Annotated in this window: 16 protein-coding genes and 1 riboswitch; of the genes, 3 read left to right on the top strand and 13 right to left on the bottom strand. The window is 59.3% G+C overall.

Going from position 1 to position 16,616, the window contains the following annotated elements:
* Window positions 1–12: 12 nt before the first annotated feature.
* Window positions 13–525 carry a BA14K family protein gene (locus ACQZ45_RS24520; RefSeq protein ID WP_065687751.1) on the bottom strand — a complete coding sequence of 171 codons (513 nt, stop codon included), beginning with the start codon at window positions 523–525 and terminating at the stop codon, window positions 13–15.
* A 176-nt stretch (window positions 526–701) separates the two neighbouring features.
* Between ACQZ45_RS24520 and ACQZ45_RS24515 the strand changes: the two genes are divergently transcribed.
* Window positions 702–1,412, top strand: a complete 711-nt coding sequence (locus ACQZ45_RS24515; RefSeq protein WP_025595694.1) for a GntR family transcriptional regulator — start codon at window positions 702–704, stop codon at window positions 1,410–1,412.
* Window positions 1,413–1,461: 49 nt separating this feature from the next.
* On the opposite strand, the gene ACQZ45_RS24510 is transcribed toward ACQZ45_RS24515, so the two are convergent.
* Both ACQZ45_RS24510 and alr read right to left on the bottom strand, forming a co-directional pair.
* Window positions 1,462–2,718 carry a D-amino acid dehydrogenase gene (locus ACQZ45_RS24510; protein ID WP_065687750.1) on the bottom strand — a complete coding sequence of 419 codons (1,257 nt, stop codon included), beginning with the start codon at window positions 2,716–2,718 and terminating at the stop codon, window positions 1,462–1,464.
* A 7-nt stretch (window positions 2,719–2,725) separates the two neighbouring features.
* A complete protein-coding gene (gene alr / locus ACQZ45_RS24505) occupies window positions 2,726–3,892 on the bottom strand; it encodes an alanine racemase (protein WP_065687749.1) in 1,167 nt (388 codons plus the stop codon).
* A 127-nt stretch (window positions 3,893–4,019) separates the two neighbouring features.
* Here alr and ACQZ45_RS24500 point away from each other — a divergent pair, with 127 nt between their 5' ends.
* Window positions 4,020–4,478 carry an Lrp/AsnC family transcriptional regulator gene (locus tag ACQZ45_RS24500; RefSeq protein ID WP_003500727.1) on the top strand — a complete coding sequence of 153 codons (459 nt, stop codon included), beginning with the start codon at window positions 4,020–4,022 and terminating at the stop codon, window positions 4,476–4,478.
* Between the two features lie 98 nt (window positions 4,479–4,576).
* On the opposite strand, the gene thiD is transcribed toward ACQZ45_RS24500, so the two are convergent.
* From thiD to ACQZ45_RS24475, 5 genes are read right to left on the bottom strand one after another with little or no spacing between them, the layout of a single operon-like run.
* Entirely contained in the window at window positions 4,577–5,374 is a 798-nt protein-coding gene (thiD, locus tag ACQZ45_RS24495; protein WP_113291560.1) for a bifunctional hydroxymethylpyrimidine kinase/phosphomethylpyrimidine kinase, read from the bottom strand.
* Window positions 5,371–6,033: a thiamine phosphate synthase gene (thiE, locus tag ACQZ45_RS24490; RefSeq protein ID WP_113291559.1), complete on the bottom strand. Its 663-nt coding sequence runs from the start codon at window positions 6,031–6,033 to the stop codon at window positions 5,371–5,373. The genes thiD and thiE overlap by 4 nt, the downstream gene beginning before the upstream one ends.
* Window positions 6,020–6,760 (bottom strand): hydroxyethylthiazole kinase, encoded by a 741-nt coding sequence (locus ACQZ45_RS24485; protein WP_019564651.1) that lies wholly within the window; start codon window positions 6,758–6,760, stop codon window positions 6,020–6,022. Before ACQZ45_RS24485 ends, thiE begins: the two co-directional genes overlap by 14 nt.
* Before the next feature lie 2 nt (window positions 6,761–6,762).
* Entirely contained in the window at window positions 6,763–7,707 is a 945-nt protein-coding gene (locus ACQZ45_RS24480; protein ID WP_162696085.1) for an ABC transporter substrate-binding protein, read from the bottom strand.
* Window positions 7,704–8,489, bottom strand: a complete 786-nt coding sequence (locus ACQZ45_RS24475) for an ABC transporter permease (RefSeq protein ID WP_112152950.1) — start codon at window positions 8,487–8,489, stop codon at window positions 7,704–7,706. Before ACQZ45_RS24475 ends, ACQZ45_RS24480 begins: the two co-directional genes overlap by 4 nt.
* A 128-nt stretch (window positions 8,490–8,617) precedes the next feature.
* Window positions 8,618–8,720: riboswitch (TPP riboswitch) on the bottom strand.
* A 181-nt stretch (window positions 8,721–8,901) separates the two neighbouring features.
* On the opposite strand from ACQZ45_RS24475, the gene ACQZ45_RS24470 reads away from it, so the two are divergent.
* Entirely contained in the window at window positions 8,902–10,191 is a 1,290-nt protein-coding gene (locus ACQZ45_RS24470) for a TadE/TadG family type IV pilus assembly protein (RefSeq protein ID WP_174027165.1), read from the top strand.
* A gap of 85 nt (window positions 10,192–10,276) precedes the next feature.
* Here the strand turns inward: ACQZ45_RS24470 and ACQZ45_RS24465 are convergent, their stop codons facing one another.
* The 5 genes from ACQZ45_RS24465 to ACQZ45_RS24445 all read right to left on the bottom strand — a co-directional run bounded on the left by ACQZ45_RS24465 (window position 10,277) and on the right by ACQZ45_RS24445 (window position 16,598).
* On the bottom strand, window positions 10,277–12,271 hold the full coding sequence (locus tag ACQZ45_RS24465; protein WP_113291557.1) for an alpha-glucosidase: 1,995 nt from the start codon (window positions 12,269–12,271) through the stop codon (window positions 10,277–10,279).
* Window positions 12,272–12,283: 12 nt separating this feature from the next.
* On the bottom strand, window positions 12,284–13,141 hold the full coding sequence (locus tag ACQZ45_RS24460) for a carbohydrate ABC transporter permease (protein ID WP_003500737.1): 858 nt from the start codon (window positions 13,139–13,141) through the stop codon (window positions 12,284–12,286).
* A gap of 4 nt (window positions 13,142–13,145) precedes the next feature.
* Window positions 13,146–14,057, bottom strand: a complete 912-nt coding sequence (locus ACQZ45_RS24455; protein ID WP_003510821.1) for a carbohydrate ABC transporter permease — start codon at window positions 14,055–14,057, stop codon at window positions 13,146–13,148.
* Between the two features lie 174 nt (window positions 14,058–14,231).
* Window positions 14,232–15,467 (bottom strand): ABC transporter substrate-binding protein, encoded by a 1,236-nt coding sequence (locus ACQZ45_RS24450; RefSeq protein ID WP_013761547.1) that lies wholly within the window; start codon window positions 15,465–15,467, stop codon window positions 14,232–14,234.
* Between the two features lie 54 nt (window positions 15,468–15,521).
* Window positions 15,522–16,598, bottom strand: a complete 1,077-nt coding sequence (locus ACQZ45_RS24445; protein WP_003510819.1) for an ABC transporter ATP-binding protein — start codon at window positions 16,596–16,598, stop codon at window positions 15,522–15,524.
* Window positions 16,599–16,616 lie beyond the last annotated feature (18 nt).

Below are 16,616 nucleotides of genomic sequence, written 5' to 3'. Positions count from 1 at the left end.
CGTTGTCCCAGATCAACCCGCTACGCAGAAATGACGCTGGCCGTCATTGCCGACATAAGTGCCGGAGCGGCCGTTGAAGCTGCGATAACGCTGCGAGCAATAATCGTACCAGGCGTTCGTCCACGGCTCGATGGTGCGGTAGGTACGGCGTTGCTGGTAGTAGCCGGAATTATTGTCATAGACCGGTTGGGCACGGTAAACCGGTGCCGGACGATAGACCGGAGCGGGTCGATAAACGGGCTGCGGCTGTGGCTGATAATAGCGGTAGTCCGGCTCTTCGTACACATAGCTCGGTTCATAGCGACGCGGCGGGTCGATATAGACGCGCTCGTCGTCTACCGGTGCCGGGCGGGAAAGGGCTGAGCCAACGGCGACACCGGCGGCAAGGCCAAGCACGCCACCCAGAATAGCGGCATCGCGACGGTCGCGGCGGCCCCAGTCATCGGCGGATGCGCTGTTGAAGGGCACGATGGTGGCGGCGGCGGCGGCGATAGCCAGAACGGTTTTAGCTGCAAAGGACGACATGATCTTCTTCCATCCGGATGGCAGGGCGCTGCCAGTTGCAAATTCGATGGTTAAAGAAATATAGCGCGCCTGCTGAACGGGCGCTGAATGAATTGTGGCGGCTGGCGACAGCTCGCAATTCCTGTTTGCGCAAGCCGCGCTTCGCGCTAGAACTCAAGTTCAAACAGGACAATTCCATGAGCCTTGCCCATATAACCGTCAATTCCGATTCATCCCACGAAGACCGTGCCCAGGCTATTCGAGATACGCTGCGCGACGCCATTGTCGACCGACGGCTTGCCCCGGGAACGAAGCTGTCGGAATCGGAAGTGGGAACGCTGTTCGATGTCAGCCGCACGGTGGTGCGGGCGGCTCTTCAGATGCTGGCTTACGAAGGACTGGTCAAGGCCGAGCGCAACCGCGGCGCTTTTGTCTCCAATCCCACACCGGACGAAGCGCGGCAGGTCTTTGCGTCGCGCCGGCTGATCGAGCCCGGCGTTCTGGACGCCGCAATCGAAAAGATCACGCCTGCGGCGGTGAAGCAGCTGAGAGAGCATCTGGTTCAGGAAAGCCGCCACCAGCATGAGCGCGGCCCGCACGCCAGGCGCGCGGAAATCAAGGCATCAGGCGATTTCCACCTGATGCTGGCCTCGCTTGCCGGCAATGCCATCCTCGAAAAATTCATGGACGAACTGGTCGCCCGCTCGTCGCTGGTTATCGCGCTCTACGGGCGCTCGGGCGTTTCAAGCTGCGGCCACAACGATCATGCCGACCTGCTCGATGCACTGGAGGCGAAGGATGCGGCAAAGGCCCGTGCCTTGATGCTGCAGCACCTCGATCACATCGAGGCCGATCTCGACCTTCGCATGAAGGAAGGATTGGCGCTGAAGGATGCACTGGCACTTTGAGCGGCCACCATCCCCGCCCTTAAGACGGGGATAAGCGCCATGTCGCACTTCAGGCTGCGTAACGGCTGAGTGCCAGATCGTGCGTGTCTATCTCGGGCTTGTTCCCGCTGATGAGATCGGCAAGCACACGGGCCGAGCCGCAGGACATGGTCCAGCCAAGCGTACCGTGGCCGGTGTTGAGATAAAGATTGCTGTAGCGGGTGGCGCCGATGACAGGCGTACCATCCGGCGTCATCGGGCGCAGGCCGCACCAGAATTTCGCCTTGCTCTGGTCACCTGCGCCGCCGAACAGGTCTTCCACCGAATGGGCCAGAGTTTCCTGTCTTGCTGCGGGCAGATCCTTGCTGAAACCGGCGATTTCCGCCATGCCACCGGCGCGGATCCGCGAGCCGAGCCGGGTGATCGCCACCTTGAACGTTTCGTCCATCACGGTCGAAACGGGCGCGCGTTCCTCCTTCACGATCGGAACCGTGATGGAGTAGCCCTTGACCGGGTAAACCGGCAGGGTAAGGCCGAGCTGGCGGACGAATTGCGGGGAATAGCTGCCCAGCGCGGCGACGAAAATATCGGCTTCCACCAGCCCCTTGGTGGTCTCCACGGCCTTGATACGGCCTGCCTCGACGATGGGGCGCATGATGCCGGTATCGTAGATGAAGGTGACACCCGCCTCTTCAGCCATGCGCGCAAGTTCGGTGGTGAACATGAAGCAGTCGCCGGTTTCATCACCGGGCAGGCGCAGGCCGCCGACGATCTTTTCCCTGGAAGGAGAAAGGCCAGGCTCGATGGCGGCGCAGCCTTCGCGGTCGAGAATTTCGAAAGGCACGCCACCTGCCGTCAGCACGTCCACATCCTTGCCGATGGCATCGAACTGCTTCTGGGTGCGGAAAACCTCCAGAGTGCCCTGCATGCGCTGGTCGTATTCTATCCCGGTTTCGTCGCGCAGCGCCATCAGGCAATCGCGGCTATATTCGGCAATGCGCACCATGCGGCTCTTGTTGATGGCATAACGCGCCGATGTGCAATTGCGCAGCATCTGGCTCATCCAGCGCCACGCCGCCGGATCGGCGGTCGGGCGGATGATGAGCGGGGCATGTTTCATGAACAGCCATTTCATGGCCTTCATCGGAATGCCGGGCGCGGCCCATGGCGAGGAATAGCCGGGGGAAACCTCGCCGGCATTGGCAAAGCTGGTTTCAAGTGCTGCGGCCGGCTGGCGGTCGATCACCGTCACCTTGTGTCCGGCTTTGGCCAGATACCAGGCGGAGGTCACGCCGACGACGCCGGCTCCGAGGATAGTGACGTTCATGATCGTCTCACTTATGGCTCACAGATGTTGAAGCGACGGCCGGGGTTTCGCCCGGCTGAATATAATTGCGGCGGTAACGGCGTCCGAGGCCGGTCAGGATTTCATAGGCGATCGTGCCCGCGTCCTCGGCAATGTCTTCCAGCGTCTGGTCAGGCCCGATCATCTGCACGAAGCTGCCTTGCGTCAATGTTCCCAAGGGCAGGGCGGATATGTCGAGAATGATGCTGTCCATTGAAACGCGACCAGCAATGGGCAGGCGAACGCCATTGTACCATGCCGCACCGCGATTGCTGAGCGATCGCGGCAGGCCATCGGCATAACCAGCAGCGATCGTCGCAAGCCGCGTCGGCCTGGCCGCTTCGAATGAGCCGCCATAACCGACCAGCGATCCGGCGGGAACGTCGCGGGTCTGAATAACGGCGACATCAAGCCGGACAACCGGTTTCATCGGGTTGGGACGGGTAACGGAGGGCGCGCCGCCATAAAGCGCGATGCCGGGGCGTAGCAGGGAGTTGTGATAGTCGTTGCCCAGAAAGATGCCGCCGGAATTGGAAAAACAGACGGATACATCAGGAAAAGCGACAGCGGCTTTTCGCATCACAGAGAGTTGGGCGGCATTGGAGAGGTGATCCGGCTCGTCGGCGCAGGCGAGGTGGCTCATCACGAAGGCGATGTCGATACCATCAAGCAGTTGCGGCCGGGAGGCGAGGACTTCAAGCTCCTCGGGAGAGAGGCCGAGACGGCACATGCCGGTGTCGATCTGCACTGCGGCGGGTAATGTCTTGCCAAGATTTTTGGCGTGGGCCGCCCATTGGGCGATCTGCTCGAGCGAATTCAGAACCGGTGTGACGGCCATGGCTGCGCAGGAGGTTTCGTTACCGGGCTGAAGCCCGTTGAGGACGAAAATCCGCGCTTCCGCTGAAAGACGCAGCCGGAGCGCCAGCGCTTCATCGATATGGGCGACGAAGAAATTCCGGCAGCCCGCGTCAAACAGCCCCTGCGAGACGATATCCGCGCCGAGGCCGTATGCGTCAGCCTTGACGACCGCTGCCGTCTGCGATGTGGGTGCCATTGCCGCAAGCGCGAGATAATTATCGCGCAATGCGCCAAGATCGATGGTCAGATGGCCGCTTGCACCACCCGCTGCATGCTGGCGGCTGATCTGCATGTCCATGGTCGTTCACCCTCATTTTTATCATATGAGAGTATTGCAACGATTGTCGAATTTCTTGGCTATTGTTCGAATAAGATGCGATAAAAATGCAAACTACGCAACTTTCATTGTCATATTGGAATTTTTTATGTCGTCACTCGACGCGACCGACCGCCACATCATCCGCCTGCTCCGGCTCAATGCCCGCATCAGCAATGCGAAACTTGCTGCGGAAGTCGGCCTTTCGGCCTCTGCCTGCCTTCGCCGGGTCGATATTCTGGAACGGGAGGGTATCATCCGGGGCTATACGGCGCTGACCAGCGGCCTTGCCGGCGGCGAGGTGATCTCGGTCATCGTGCAGATCACGCTCGACCGCCAGACGGAGGATTTTCTCAACAGGTTTGAGAACGCGGTGCGGCGTTATCCAGAAATTCGCGAATGTTACCTGATGACGGGCGGGTCGGATTATTTCCTGCGATGTGAGGCGGAAAGTGCGGGCGATTTCGAGCGCATCCATAAGGAGATTCTGTCGAAGCTGCCGGGTGTTTCGCGGATTCATTCGAGTTTTGCGATCAGGAATGTGCTGGCGACGCCGAAGGCGCGGTGAGTAGTTTTTTCGAGAAGACAATTACGCAGCGGAATATGCGGTTGCCCCTCTGTCCGGTAGGACAGAGGGGGGTAAGCCCCTCACTCTGCATGTCGATGTCACCCCCACCACCGATAAAAATGATGCACCGGTCCCCGACCGTCCCCGACGGCAAGCCCCCGACCAGCGTCAAGCGCCCCATTCAGATAGTCCTTCGCAAGACCAACCGCCTCACGCAATTCACAACTCTTGGCCAAATGAGCCGTAATCGCTGCCGCCAGCGTGCATCCTGTCCCATGGTCGTTTTTCGTGTCCACTCGCATAGCGGAAAGCGCCTGCACGGTGCCGTCTGCAAACAGATAATCCGTACTCTGTGGCCCGTCGCCATGGCCGCCCTTGATGAGCACGGCTTTCGCGCCCACCTTCAGGATCATCTCGGCCTGACGGGTGATCTCCGCCTCGGTGTCTGCAATCGGCAACCCGGTGAGAAGCGCTGCTTCAGGCAGGTTCGGCGTGACGATGGTGGCGAACGGCAGCAGGTCGCGCCGCAATGTCTCGATCGCATCCGCATGCAACAGACGGTCGCCGGAGGTCGCAACCATCACGGGGTCGAGCACCACCGGCTGGGGCTGCTGCCGAAGCCTTGCAGCTATGGCCGCGATGGTTTCGATCCGCGATACCATGCCGATCTTCACCGCATTGACGGCAAGATCGGAAAAAACCGCATCCATCTGCGCGACGATGGTGGCGACGGAAATATCCTCCACTGCCGTCACACCTTTGGTGTTCTGCGCGGTGATGGCGGTGATGACGCTGGCGGCATAGGCGCCGAGTGCCGAGAAAGTCTTGATGTCGGCCTGAATGCCCGCGCCGCCGCCGCTGTCTGAGCCGGCGATGGTCAATGCGATTGCTGTCATGAATGTCTCGCTTTCAGCGCTGCATCGACTGCCGCGCGGAAGTCCCTGGTTGTGCTGGCAATATCGTTTGCGCGGAAGATTGCAGAAATGACGGCGACACCATCCGCACCGGCGGCGATGACGTTCGGCACCCGGGCAAGATCGATACCGGCGATGGCGCCCACCGGCATGCCCGGCCGCAATTCGCGGAGCAGAGTGCGGAGCGTCGTAAAGCCGTCAAGGCCGACAGGCTTGTCTGGATTGACCTTGGAAACGGTTTCGAACACGCCACCAATGCAGGCGTAATCGGCGGGCATGGAGGCCGCCCGCTCGGCATCGGCGCGGTTCTTGACGGTAAGGCCGATGATCGCCTTATCTCCAAGGATGCGTCTGGCGGTTTTGGCATCCATATCATCGGCGCCGAGATGCACCCCGTCCGCGCCAGAGGCGAGCGCCACATCCACCCGGTCGTTGATGACCAGCGGCACGCCCGTGCCGGCAATGGCTTCGCGAATAGCGAGGGCGTTTTCGATCATCTCCCGCGTGGAGGCGTGTTTGTCGCGATATTGCAGAATGGTCGCGCCGTTGAGTGCGGCCGCCAGAGCAAGCTCGCCCAAGGGCGCAACATCGCCGAGGCTCGCATCGACCAAAGCGTTGAGACGGTAATCAACCTTGTTCATGCTCAATCCTCGCATGGTTTATTATGTCTTCGCCGGAAATTTCTGAAAGCACATCCAGAAATGCCGGCTCGAATGTGCCGGGGCCTTTGGCGTTTTTCGCTGCCAGTTCGGCTGCGACACCCGTGATGGCGAGGGCGGCGGCGGCGGCCGTCAGTGCGTCTTTTTCCACCGCCATGAAGGCGGCGATGACGCCACCCGATAGGCAACCCGTGCCTGTCACCTTCGCCATCCACGGGTGACCGTTGACGATTCTGACGCTCCTTGTGGCGTCGCGCAGGTTATCGACAGGTCCGGTCTCTATCCTGATGGCGTTCGGAACAGCACCGATCAGGCTCATCTCAGCGCTGTTGCCGCGCACGATGGTGGGTCCAAGCGAGATCAGGTCACGCGCGAACGCCAGTCGCGATGGCGAATAGTCGCAATGCACGGGGTCCAGAATCCACGGCTTGCCAGCCGCGCGGGCGATCTCGACGGCAAATCGAATGACTTTTCGCCGGTCGGCGTCGAGCGTGCCGAGATTGATCGTCACCGCATCGGCTTTCGTGACGAAAGCACCGATTTCTTCGAGTGAGGTTGTCATCGAGGGTATGCCGCCGACAACGGTAATGCCGTCCGCGGTGAATTTCTGTACCACGGTGTTCATCAGGCAATGCACGCGCGGGCGCGTCTGCCTTACCCTTTCGAGGATCTCTGCGGCCTTCGCCGCAGTCGGAAAACTGTTTGCCATGGTCATTGCAACTCCACGGCAATGTCTTCCACCGCCGGCGCCTGCTTGATCAGTTGCATGTCTTGCATGAAGGTGCCGAAGCGTGTGTAGCGGGCGCGATCGAGTGCGGCTGGACGTTTGGCGAAACGCGGCAGCGTATCGAAAAACGCCTGTTTGTTCAGCGCGTCGTCAAGGTTCGGATAGGCCTTGATGAAAAGCTGCCAGGATTCTTGCGGGTGGTTGGTGATGAAAATCGCGGCCTGCTCAACGGCCGAGAGAAAACGCGGCAGGCGGCTGTCTTTCACGAGATCACGATGGGTGACGAAGATGAGCTCGTCATAGGCGGGCACGCCATGTTCCTCGGGGAAGAACGAGCGGCCTTCGTGGCCTTCAAGCTTCATCTGCGTCAGTTCGAAATTACGGAAACCGCCAAGCGTGGCATCGACCTTGCCGGCGATCAGGGATGGCGAGAGTGAGAAATTGACGTTGACCAGTTCAACATCGTCCTTTGTCAGTCCCTCCTTCTCCAGCATGCGCTTCAGCATCGCATCCTCGAAACCGGAAACCGAGAAGCCGACCTTCTTGCCTTTCAGGTCCTTCAGGCTCTTGATCGGCCCGTCGGCCAGAACGGTGACGGTGTTCAGCGGGGTTTCGACCAGCGTGCCGAAACGGACGAGCGGCAGCCCTGCATCGTGGTCGAGATAGAGGTTCGGCTGGTAGTGTACACCGATATCGGCCTGTTTTGCCGAGACAAGACGCGGCACGGCGGATGGGTCCGCAGGCGGAACCAGCTCAACGTCCAGCCCGGCATCTGCGAACAGGCCGCGTTCCTTGGCAATCACCATCGGTGCATGGTCCGGGTTCACGAACCATTCCAGCAACACGGTAAGCTTGTCGGCCGCCTGCGATTGCACAGGCGAAAGCACGCTTGCTGCCGCGACGACGAGGGAAAGAAGAGTTCGTTTCATGGTGCCGAAAGTCTCCGCAAATGTTTGAAAGGAATGAGATGGTCTGTTTCTTTGGCCCAGGGGGCGAGGTTGGCCGTTGCCCGGTCGACGACAAGCCGCAGCAGCACCGCCATGACGGCGAGAATGGTCATGGCGGCGAACATTGTGTCGGTCTGCATGCGGGCATTGGACTGGATCATGACAAAACCGAGCCCGGCGGAGGCGCCCACCCATTCGCCAATGACCGCGCCGAGCGGGGCGAGCGGAGCTGCGACCCTCAGCCCGGAAATGAGTGAGGGAAGCGCCAGCGGCACACGCAGCCGGGTGAGGATTTGCCAGTGGCTCGCCTCCGTCAGCGAGGCGGCATCGAGGATTGTCCGATCCGTGCGATTGAGGCCGTCGGTGAAGGCTGAAGCGACGGGGAAAAAGATGATGATCGCCGTCATGACAACTTTCGAGGCCATGCCGAAACCGAACCAGAGTACGAGAATGGGGGCCAGCACGAAGACCGGAAATGCCTGCAACACGAGAACCATGGGCCAGACGAGGCGGCCAAAACGCGGGACGGCGGCAATCGTAAAGGCAACGAGAATGCCGGCGGCAATGCCAGCCGCAAGCCCGACAGCCATTTCACCTGATGTCACCATGGCCTGTCCGAACAGGAAGGCTGGCTGGCGCAGGAGTGCTGCGGCAACATCGGCGGGCGAGGGCAGGATGTAGCGGGGCGGTGCAAACAGCCAGATGCCCAGCTGCCAGACAATCAGAATAAGGACGACGCCCTTCAGCGCATGGGAGGCACGCATCGGCCGGGGCTCAGACGCAGCCGTACCGTATACGAAGGGAAGGATGTTTCATCATCATCGTTCGGTCTCCAGCTGTGGCGATCACGGAGATCCGGGCAAAGCGGAGAAGAGAAAGGGCAGTACCGCAAACGCGCTACAGTTTCCGTTCCTACGCCGGCATGACCCGGATCAGGTTCAAGGGTCCGGCTCATCGCCATCTCAGCACCGTCTGGTGCTCCCCTCGGAAGAGACTGTTTTGCTAGGAGGGTTTTGAAGTAATGTCAACGTTGAAAGTTAACGAGAATATTGGCGCATTTGCCGCGAACATATTAGTTGTTGATTATATTAAGTTTATCAAAAATTAGTTATTTATTGAAACCGCTTTTCAATTCCGCTGTATTAGCTTCAGCTCCCAGATTGGTTGGGGGCGAACTTGAAAAACTTCTGGCGAGAGAAATCTGGAAATTTTGGCATTCTGACCGCGCTGCTCATGGTGCCTCTGTGCGGGGCTGCCGGTGTGGCGCTCGATATTACGCGCGGCATGTCGGTCAAAGCCGATCTGCAGCAGGCGGCGGATTCCGCGGCTCTGGCGGCAGTCGCCGATATGTCCGCAAGTGTTCAGGCGGCAAAGAAGATGTCGGGGGACGGTGTCATTCCCGTCGGCAATGAAGAAGCCCGGGCATTCTTCGATGGCAATCAGCGCGGCGACGCGGACTACACCATTACCTCTGTCGATGTTTCGGTGATCAAGCACGGCAATGTGGTCGAGTCGTCCGTCAGCTTCAAGGCGTCGGTCAGCACGACCCTCTCAGGGCTTCTGGGGAAGGATTTCGTTTCGGTTGGCGGCACGGCCACGGCCAAATACGAAACGGAAACCTTCAGCGATTTCTATCTTCTGCTTGATAATACGCCCTCCATGGGAGTGGGCGCGACACCCACGGATGTTGCCACCCTGGTTGCGAACACTGGCGATAAATGCGCTTTTGCCTGTCACATCGTGAAGGACGGCGTGGCAGACCCGAACAGCTATTACTTCAAGGCCAAGAAACTCGGGGTTACAACGCGTATCGACGTGGTTGCCAAGGCAACCGCCAGCCTGATGGACACGGCAAAGTCCACGCGCAAAAGCAGCAATCAATATCGCATGGCCGTCTATACCTTTGGGGAACGGGCGGAAGATACCAAGCTGCTTGAGGTCGTTTCGCTAACCTCGGATCTCGACGCAGCAAAGAAAAAAGCTGGTGAAATCAACCTGATGTCAATCCCCTATCAGGGATACAACAACGACCAGCAAACAGATTTCGACCGGGCACTGATCCAGATTGGAGATAAGGTCGGCAGTTCGGGCACGGGCGCAAGCTCGGCAAATCCGGATAAGGTTATTTTCTTTGTTTCAGACGGGGTGGGCGACAGTTACAAGCCGTCCTCCTGTACGAAAAAACTGACAGGAGGCCGCTGTCAGGAGCCGATCGACATCAAAGACTGTACGAAACTGAAGGAAAAGGGTTTTCGTATCGCGGTGCTTTATACCACCTATCTGCCGCTGCCGACGAATGACTGGTATAATAGCTGGATCAAGCCCTTTCAGGCGGAAATCGGCTCACGCATGCAGAGCTGCGCTTCCCCGGGTCTGTACTTCGAAGTCAGCCCGTCCCAGGGCATCAGCGACGCGATGACGGTACTGTTCAAGAAAGCCATTACATCACCACGCCTGACGGGCTGATGGCCGTTTAGCGAGGCCTGTTAGAGCATCGGTTGAACGCCGCAATATTTGCGGCGTTTTTTGGAAATGGCCGGAAGGTGATGCTTCAAGCGATATTGCGAAGCTGTTCAAATAACGCAGTAAAGGGCGTTTCAGCGCGGTAAAACACAGCCGGCTGGCCTATCGGAGCCTCCACGGTGATCTCGTGCCCGCCAAAATACCGCGCGCCACTCCAAAGATGCATCCATTCCCCATCGCCCGGAAGGTAAAGCGTGCGCTGCGTCTCCCCCGCCTTCCAAACTGGTGCGACCAGCATGTCGGCCCCATAGAGATAGCTGTCCTGAATGGCATAGGTCTGCCGGTCGTTCTCGTGATGCAGGAAAAGCGGGCGCTGTACCGGCAGGCCGGTTTTGGCCGCTTCAGTGGAAAGCGATTTCAGATAGGGGGCGAGTGCGACATAGATCGCCGTCATGCGGGCAAAATGGCCAAGAACCGTCTCGTCCTGATCGATCTGGAGATTGTCGCGCGGGCGATTGCCCTCATGGGTGCGCATGACAGGAGTAAAGGCTGCCATCTCCGTCCAGCGCATGATGAGTTCCGGGGTTCTGACATTGCCGAACAGGCTGGTATAACCGCCAATATCGGAATGGTGATAGGCATTGCCGAGAAGACCGGAGGACAGCGCACCGCATATGACGGTGACGAGACCGTCATGGCGGGAGAAATCGACAGACTGGTCGCCGCCCCACAGCAGCGGGCAGTGGGCTTGCACACCGGTAAAGCCCGCCCGCATGAAGAACAGCGCTTCGCCGGTTTTGCCGCGGCTTTCAACGGCCTTGGCGTTGACCTCTGCCCAGAGCGTCGGCCAGGCATTGTGCATCAGCTTGGCGTCGATGCCGTTCGATAGCGTGATGTCGATCGGCAGATATTCGCCGAAATCGGCCATCCAGCCGGAAAGGCCGAAATCAAGCATGTTCTTGCCGATGATCTCTTCGGAAAACCACTCGGCTGCGGCCGGATTGGTGAAATCGACCACGCCACAATCGAACTCGCCGAAATCCACGAGCGCCGTCTTGCCGTCCGCGCCGGTGGCGAAATAACCGGCCGCCTCCGCCTCCGGAAAAAGCGGGCCGTCGACGCAGAGATAGGGGTTCACGTATCCCAGAAAACGAATGCCCTGATCGGCAAGCTCGGCGATCTTCTGACGCAAATGCGGATAACGCGCCTCATTGGCCTGCCAGTCCCAGAAGAGCCGGGCGCCGAAGGATGTCTGGCGAAGCCCCACCCAGTCCTCGCACCACAGGCCGGAGACCTTGGTTCCGGCAGCGCGGATTTTTTCCAGCCGGGCGAAGGAGTTGCCGCCATCCTTTAACCCGATGATCGCGCCGCCATAGACCCACTCCGGCAGTTCCGGCTGGCGTCCGAACCGCAGCGAGAGGGCGGAAACGATATCGGTGAAACGATCGCCGGTGAAAAACTCGATCCTCTCGGGGATCGCCCATATCTCGACTTCGTGGAAATCTTCGTCGCGGAAATCGAAGACCGAATAGGCGCTGGTTTCCACATGCAGCGCATATTTGCGCGACGACAGATAGGTCGGCTGCGGGTAATTGGTGTTGTAATAATCGCCACCCGCCTTGCCGCTGACGTCAGCCTTGAAGGTGATTTCAGCGGTCTTGTCGCGGCCGACACCGGGTTCGGAGGTCCAGAGCGGAAAGCGGCGGCCGCGCATGTCGAAATAGGACATCTGTTCGCCACCGCCCCAGACATGTTCGTCTTCATCTGCGATGATCCGCAGCCACAGCCGATTGATGGTTTCATCCAGCGCCGTGACCCTGATGGCATTTCCATCCAGCGCCAGATGAAGGCGTGCGGCCTGCCCGGGTGCGGAAGACAGCGTAACGCTGTCGCCACTGACTTCGGCGTGGCGCAGCGCAGTTCGTTCGATGACATAGTCCTCGATATCGAAATTGCCGCGATACATATCCATCCGCTCCTTGCCCAAACCGGCGAAGAAAGCCGGGTTCTCAGGCGAATGAGAAAGAATGGTGTGGCTGCCAATCGCAAGCGTGAAGCCGTCTTTGGTCTTTTCGAATTGCATGACTATACCTGTTTAACCCTTAAGACCGCCGGCGGTGAGACCGGAGACGACGCGTTCCTGAAAGATGACGATCAGGATCGCAACCGGGACGATGCCGACCACCAGCGCCGCCGAGATGACGGGCCAGGGGAAAGCGAACTCACCCTGGTAAAGCTGGATGCCGACCGGCAGCGTGCGCAGTGCCGGATTGGAATTGAAGGAAAGCGCCAGCAGGAATTCGTCCCAGGCGTTCACGAAAGCGAGAATACCGGCGGTGAAGACGCCTGGCGCGCATAGCGGCACGACAACCTTGAACAGCGCGCCGATGCGGGTGCAGCCATCAATCATGGCGGCGTTTTCCAGATCGCGCGGGATGCTTTCGAAGAAGGACACCAGCATCAGCGTGCAGACCGGCAGGGAGAGCACGGTGTAAGGCAGTATAAGAGCGGTCCAGCTATTGAGCAGGTTGAGCGCACGCATGATCTCGAACAGAGGCACCAGCAGCGTTACCAGCGGGAATGTGGAAACGGCGATGATGAGCGAGAGGATCAGCGCCCGGTACTTGAGATCGAGCCGCGCCAGCGCATAGGCTGCCAGCACCGAAATCAGAATTGTGAGTGCCGTGGAAAGCAGCGCGACCATGAAGCTGTTGAACAGGAAGAGGTGCAACGGCTGGTCGGAAAAGGCCTGCATGTAATTGGCAAGCGTCGGCGCATGCGGAAACCATGTGATCGGTTTCACCGTCAGTTCCGCTTCGGTTTTCAGCGAGGTGAACAGGATCCATATTGCCGGAAACAGGCCGTTGACCAGCAATATGGAGGCCGCAATGAAGCGCAGCGGCTTGCCGGAGAAGAAGGAGGACAGACCGGAGGAGGTCGCAACGGTGCTCATGGGATCAGTCCTTCGTCCTGATAATGCGGAGATAAACGGCGGTGACGCACATGGAGAGCGCAAACATCATGACCGCCAGTGCCGAACCGTAACCGAGATCGAGGAAGGAAACGGTGTTCTGGTGAATGTACATGGCGAGCGTCGTGGTTGATGTGCCGGGGCCGCCGCCGGTCATCATGTATGGAATATCAAAGGTCTGCAGCGCCGTAATCGTACGGAAGATGAGAGCAACGACGATCGAGGGCTTTAGGAGCGGCAGCGTGATCTCGAAGAACTGCCTGAGCTTGCCGGCGCCATCCACATCGGCGGCTTCATAAAGCGAGCGCGGAATGGTTTGCAGCCCTGCAAGGATCATCAGTGCCATGAAGGAGGAGGTCTTCCAGATGATGGTCAGGCAGATGGCCGCAAAGGCCCAGTTCGGGGAGTTGAACCAGATGATGCCTTCAAAGCCCAGCCGGTTCAGCACATCGTTGACCACGCCGTATTCGTAGTGGAAAAACCACGCGAAGATGAGGCCGGCGAACGACAGAGGCAGCGCCCAGGGGATGAGCAGCGACAGGCGCATCGGCCATTGCATCGAAAACGGCAGGTTTGCGAGGAGCGCAAGGCCCAGGCCCATGAACAGCGCTCCCGGCACCGTTATCAGCGTTATCAGCACCGTATTCCAGGTCGTTTCCCAGAAAATCGGGTCATCGAGCATCGCCGTGTAGTTTTCAAAGCCGATGAATTCCGCCGGCAGGCCCGATGTCAGCGAAAGGCTGAAAAACGAGGTGTAGACGAGACGCGCCACCGGATAAACGATGATAAGCGAAAGAAGAATGGCTGCAGGCGCCAGCAAAAGCACGGCAAGCGACCGGTCACCGAGATCGAGCCACCGCGTCCAGCGCGGCTGCGGTTTCTCGTCCACCCTGACCATTGTTCTCTCCGGCATCGTCACGTCTGCCACTCCCGCAACTGAATTCACGTCATCGTCTCCCGATCAGACCGGTTAAGTCCCGGCCCGTTTATCGCGCCGTTCAGGCGATTTTCACTGGTTCGGCCAAACGGGCCGGCAACGGCATGTCCTGCATGCCGCCCCCGGCCACAGGGCTTAGCGCAATACGCGGCGCAGACGGCTTTCCATCTGCTTTGCGCCGTCTTCCGGCGACATCACGCCCGCAAGCACGCCATTGACGGTGGTGCGGATCGTTTCGCTGACCTCGTTGTAACGCGGTGTGACCGGACGGGCCTTTGCCGTTTCAACAACCGGAAGAGCATCCGCAAACCAAGGGATGGACTTGGTCACATCAGCATCCTTGTAGAGCGAGGCATAGGTGGGCAGCAGCGCGGCATTGATGGCCATGAACTTCGAAACATCCTGGCTGGACAGATATTCCACCAGTTTCTTGGCTTCGTCCTGCTGCTTGGAATAGGCGGAAACGCCGAATTCCCAGCCGCCGAGGCACGTCGTCTGCTCTCCGCCCTTGACGGCCGGCAACCGGGCGACGCCAACCTTGTCGTTCACTTGGGATTCCTTGCCCTGAAAATGGGTCCAGGCGTAGGACCAGTTGACGGCGAAGAGAACCTTGCCCGCCTGGAATTCCTTGCGCGTGTCGTCGGTCGCAACTTCGGAAATGTTCTTCTTGGAAATGCCTTCGTCGACGAAGCTTTTCCAGAGCTTCAGCGAATCCACGGCCGCCTGATTGTCGAAATTCAGCTTGCCGTTTTGAACCAGCGACTTGCCTTCGCTCCAGTAGGGCAGCAGGAACGTGCATACCGCACCTTCGATGGCCTTACCCTGGAAGGAGAGGCCCTGAAGTTCGGGGTTCTTTTCGCCCTCCATCACCTTTTTTGAGGCTTCCTTCAGCTCATCCCAGGTGGTCGGCGGCTGGATGCCGTATTTGTCCAGCAAGTCCTTGCGATAGTAGAGGAACATGGAATCGGCGAACGCCGGCAGCGCCACGATCTTGCCGTTCACGGTGTTTGCTTCTGCATAGGTCGGCAGGTAGGCGGACAAGTCCTTGCCGGAGAAATCGCTGGTCCAGCCAGCGGTTGCGAATTGTGCGGGACGGATGACATCGAGCATCAGCACGTCAAGGCTCGAATCCTTGGCAGACATGACGGTGTTGAGATATTGCGCCTGCATTTCGGAGGTGTTACCGCCGGTCTCGATCACGACTTTCACGCCCGGCGTCTTCGCCTCATATTGATCGAGCGCCTTGCGCCACACGTCGGGTTGATGCTGGCTGGAAACGAAGATTTTGAGTTCGGCGTCGGCAAAGGCCTGTCCCGAAAAGCTGAGCATCGTTGCGCAGAGCGCCGCTCCCGTAAGGGCTTTGAATTTCATGTTTTCCTCCCGTTATTGAAATCTTGAAGCCGGGCCGGTGGCGGCCCGATCCTGTCACTGAATGGAGCGTTCCGTCGTCACGTCGAACAGGTGCACCTTCGATGGGTCGAGGCCGATCTTCAGTTCCTCATTCGGAGCCGGTTTCATCTCTGGCGGCATTCTCGCTGTCAGCGCCGCATCACCGAGGGTGAAATGCACCAGCGTATCCGACCCCAAAGGCTCCACCACCTGCACCTTGACGGAGAGCTGTGTGTCAAATCCCCCGGCAGGACCGAAATGTTCAGGGCGAATGCCGACGATGACCTCCCGTCCATCGAGCGCCGTTTCACGGGACGGTCTGATTGCTGCCAGTGGAAGAGAGTTGCCGTCCGTAAATGTCAGCCTGTCGCCGGTCACTCTGGCGCGGGCGAAATTCATGGCAGGCGCACCGACGAAACCGCCGACGAACACGCTTTCCGGACGGTTATAGACCTCGTCCGGCGTGCCCACCTGCTCGATATCGCCGCCACGCAGAATGACGATGCGGTCAGCCAGCGTCATCGCCTCCACCTGATCATGCGTCACGTAGATGATGGTGGTGCCGAGCTGCTGGTGCAGGCGCTTGATTTCCGTGCGAACCTGTCCGCGCAGTTTTGCGTCGAGGTTGGAAAGCGGCTCGTCGAACAGGAACACCTGCGGGCGGCGCACGATGGCGCGACCCATGGCCACGCGCTGGCGCTGGCCGCCGGAAAGCTGGCCCGGACGACGGTCCAGCAGATGGCTGATGCCCAGCATATTCGCTGCCTCATCAATGCTGGCATTGGCCTGCGAGGCGCTTACACCACGTACCTTCAGGCTGAAACCCATGTTTTCACGCACCGTCTTGTGCGGGTAAAGCGCGTAGTCCTGAAACACCATGGCGATGTCACGCTCGCGCGGCGGCAGTTTGTTGACAACGCGGTCGCCGATCATCACCTCACCGCCGCTGATGCTTTCCAGCCCGGCGACCATGCGCAACGTCGTGGATTTTCCGCAGCCGGAGGGGCCGACGAAAACCACGAATTCACCATCGTTGATTTCAAGGTCGATACCCTTGACGATGCGCAGGGCACCGTAACTCTTGTCCAGCTTGCGCAGGCTGACTGAAGCCATCTTTTCCTCCTCACGTCC

It is taken from the genome of Agrobacterium sp. 16-2014-1-2a (assembly GCF_053522705.1).
This window is presented reverse-complemented; position numbering and strand designations above follow the sequence as displayed.

Coding starts and splice junctions, on each gene's coding strand:
- ACQZ45_RS24475 (WP_112152950.1), bottom strand. CDS start 8,489: ATGCGTGCCTCCCATGCGCTGAAGGGCGTCGTCCTTATTCTGATTGTC.
- ACQZ45_RS24515 (WP_025595694.1), top strand. CDS start 702: ATGAGCCTTGCCCATATAACCGTCAATTCCGATTCATCCCACGAAGAC.
- ACQZ45_RS24460 (WP_003500737.1), bottom strand. CDS start 13,141: ATGAGCACCGTTGCGACCTCCTCCGGTCTGTCCTCCTTCTTCTCCGGC.
- ACQZ45_RS24445 (WP_003510819.1), bottom strand. CDS start 16,598: ATGGCTTCAGTCAGCCTGCGCAAGCTGGACAAGAGTTACGGTGCCCTG.
- ACQZ45_RS24480 (WP_162696085.1), bottom strand. CDS start 7,707: ATGAAACGAACTCTTCTTTCCCTCGTCGTCGCGGCAGCAAGCGTGCTT.
- thiE (WP_113291559.1), bottom strand. CDS start 6,033: ATGAACAAGGTTGATTACCGTCTCAACGCTTTGGTCGATGCGAGCCTC.
- ACQZ45_RS24520 (WP_065687751.1), bottom strand. CDS start 525: ATGTCGTCCTTTGCAGCTAAAACCGTTCTGGCTATCGCCGCCGCCGCC.
- ACQZ45_RS24450 (WP_013761547.1), bottom strand. CDS start 15,467: ATGAAATTCAAAGCCCTTACGGGAGCGGCGCTCTGCGCAACGATGCTC.
- ACQZ45_RS24455 (WP_003510821.1), bottom strand. CDS start 14,057: ATGGTCAGGGTGGACGAGAAACCGCAGCCGCGCTGGACGCGGTGGCTC.
- ACQZ45_RS24500 (WP_003500727.1), top strand. CDS start 4,020: ATGTCGTCACTCGACGCGACCGACCGCCACATCATCCGCCTGCTCCGG.
- alr (WP_065687749.1), bottom strand. CDS start 3,892: ATGGACATGCAGATCAGCCGCCAGCATGCAGCGGGTGGTGCAAGCGGC.
- ACQZ45_RS24465 (WP_113291557.1), bottom strand. CDS start 12,271: ATGCAATTCGAAAAGACCAAAGACGGCTTCACGCTTGCGATTGGCAGC.
- thiD (WP_113291560.1), bottom strand. CDS start 5,374: ATGACAGCAATCGCATTGACCATCGCCGGCTCAGACAGCGGCGGCGGC.
- ACQZ45_RS24510 (WP_065687750.1), bottom strand. CDS start 2,718: ATGAACGTCACTATCCTCGGAGCCGGCGTCGTCGGCGTGACCTCCGCC.
- ACQZ45_RS24485 (WP_019564651.1), bottom strand. CDS start 6,760: ATGGCAAACAGTTTTCCGACTGCGGCGAAGGCCGCAGAGATCCTCGAA.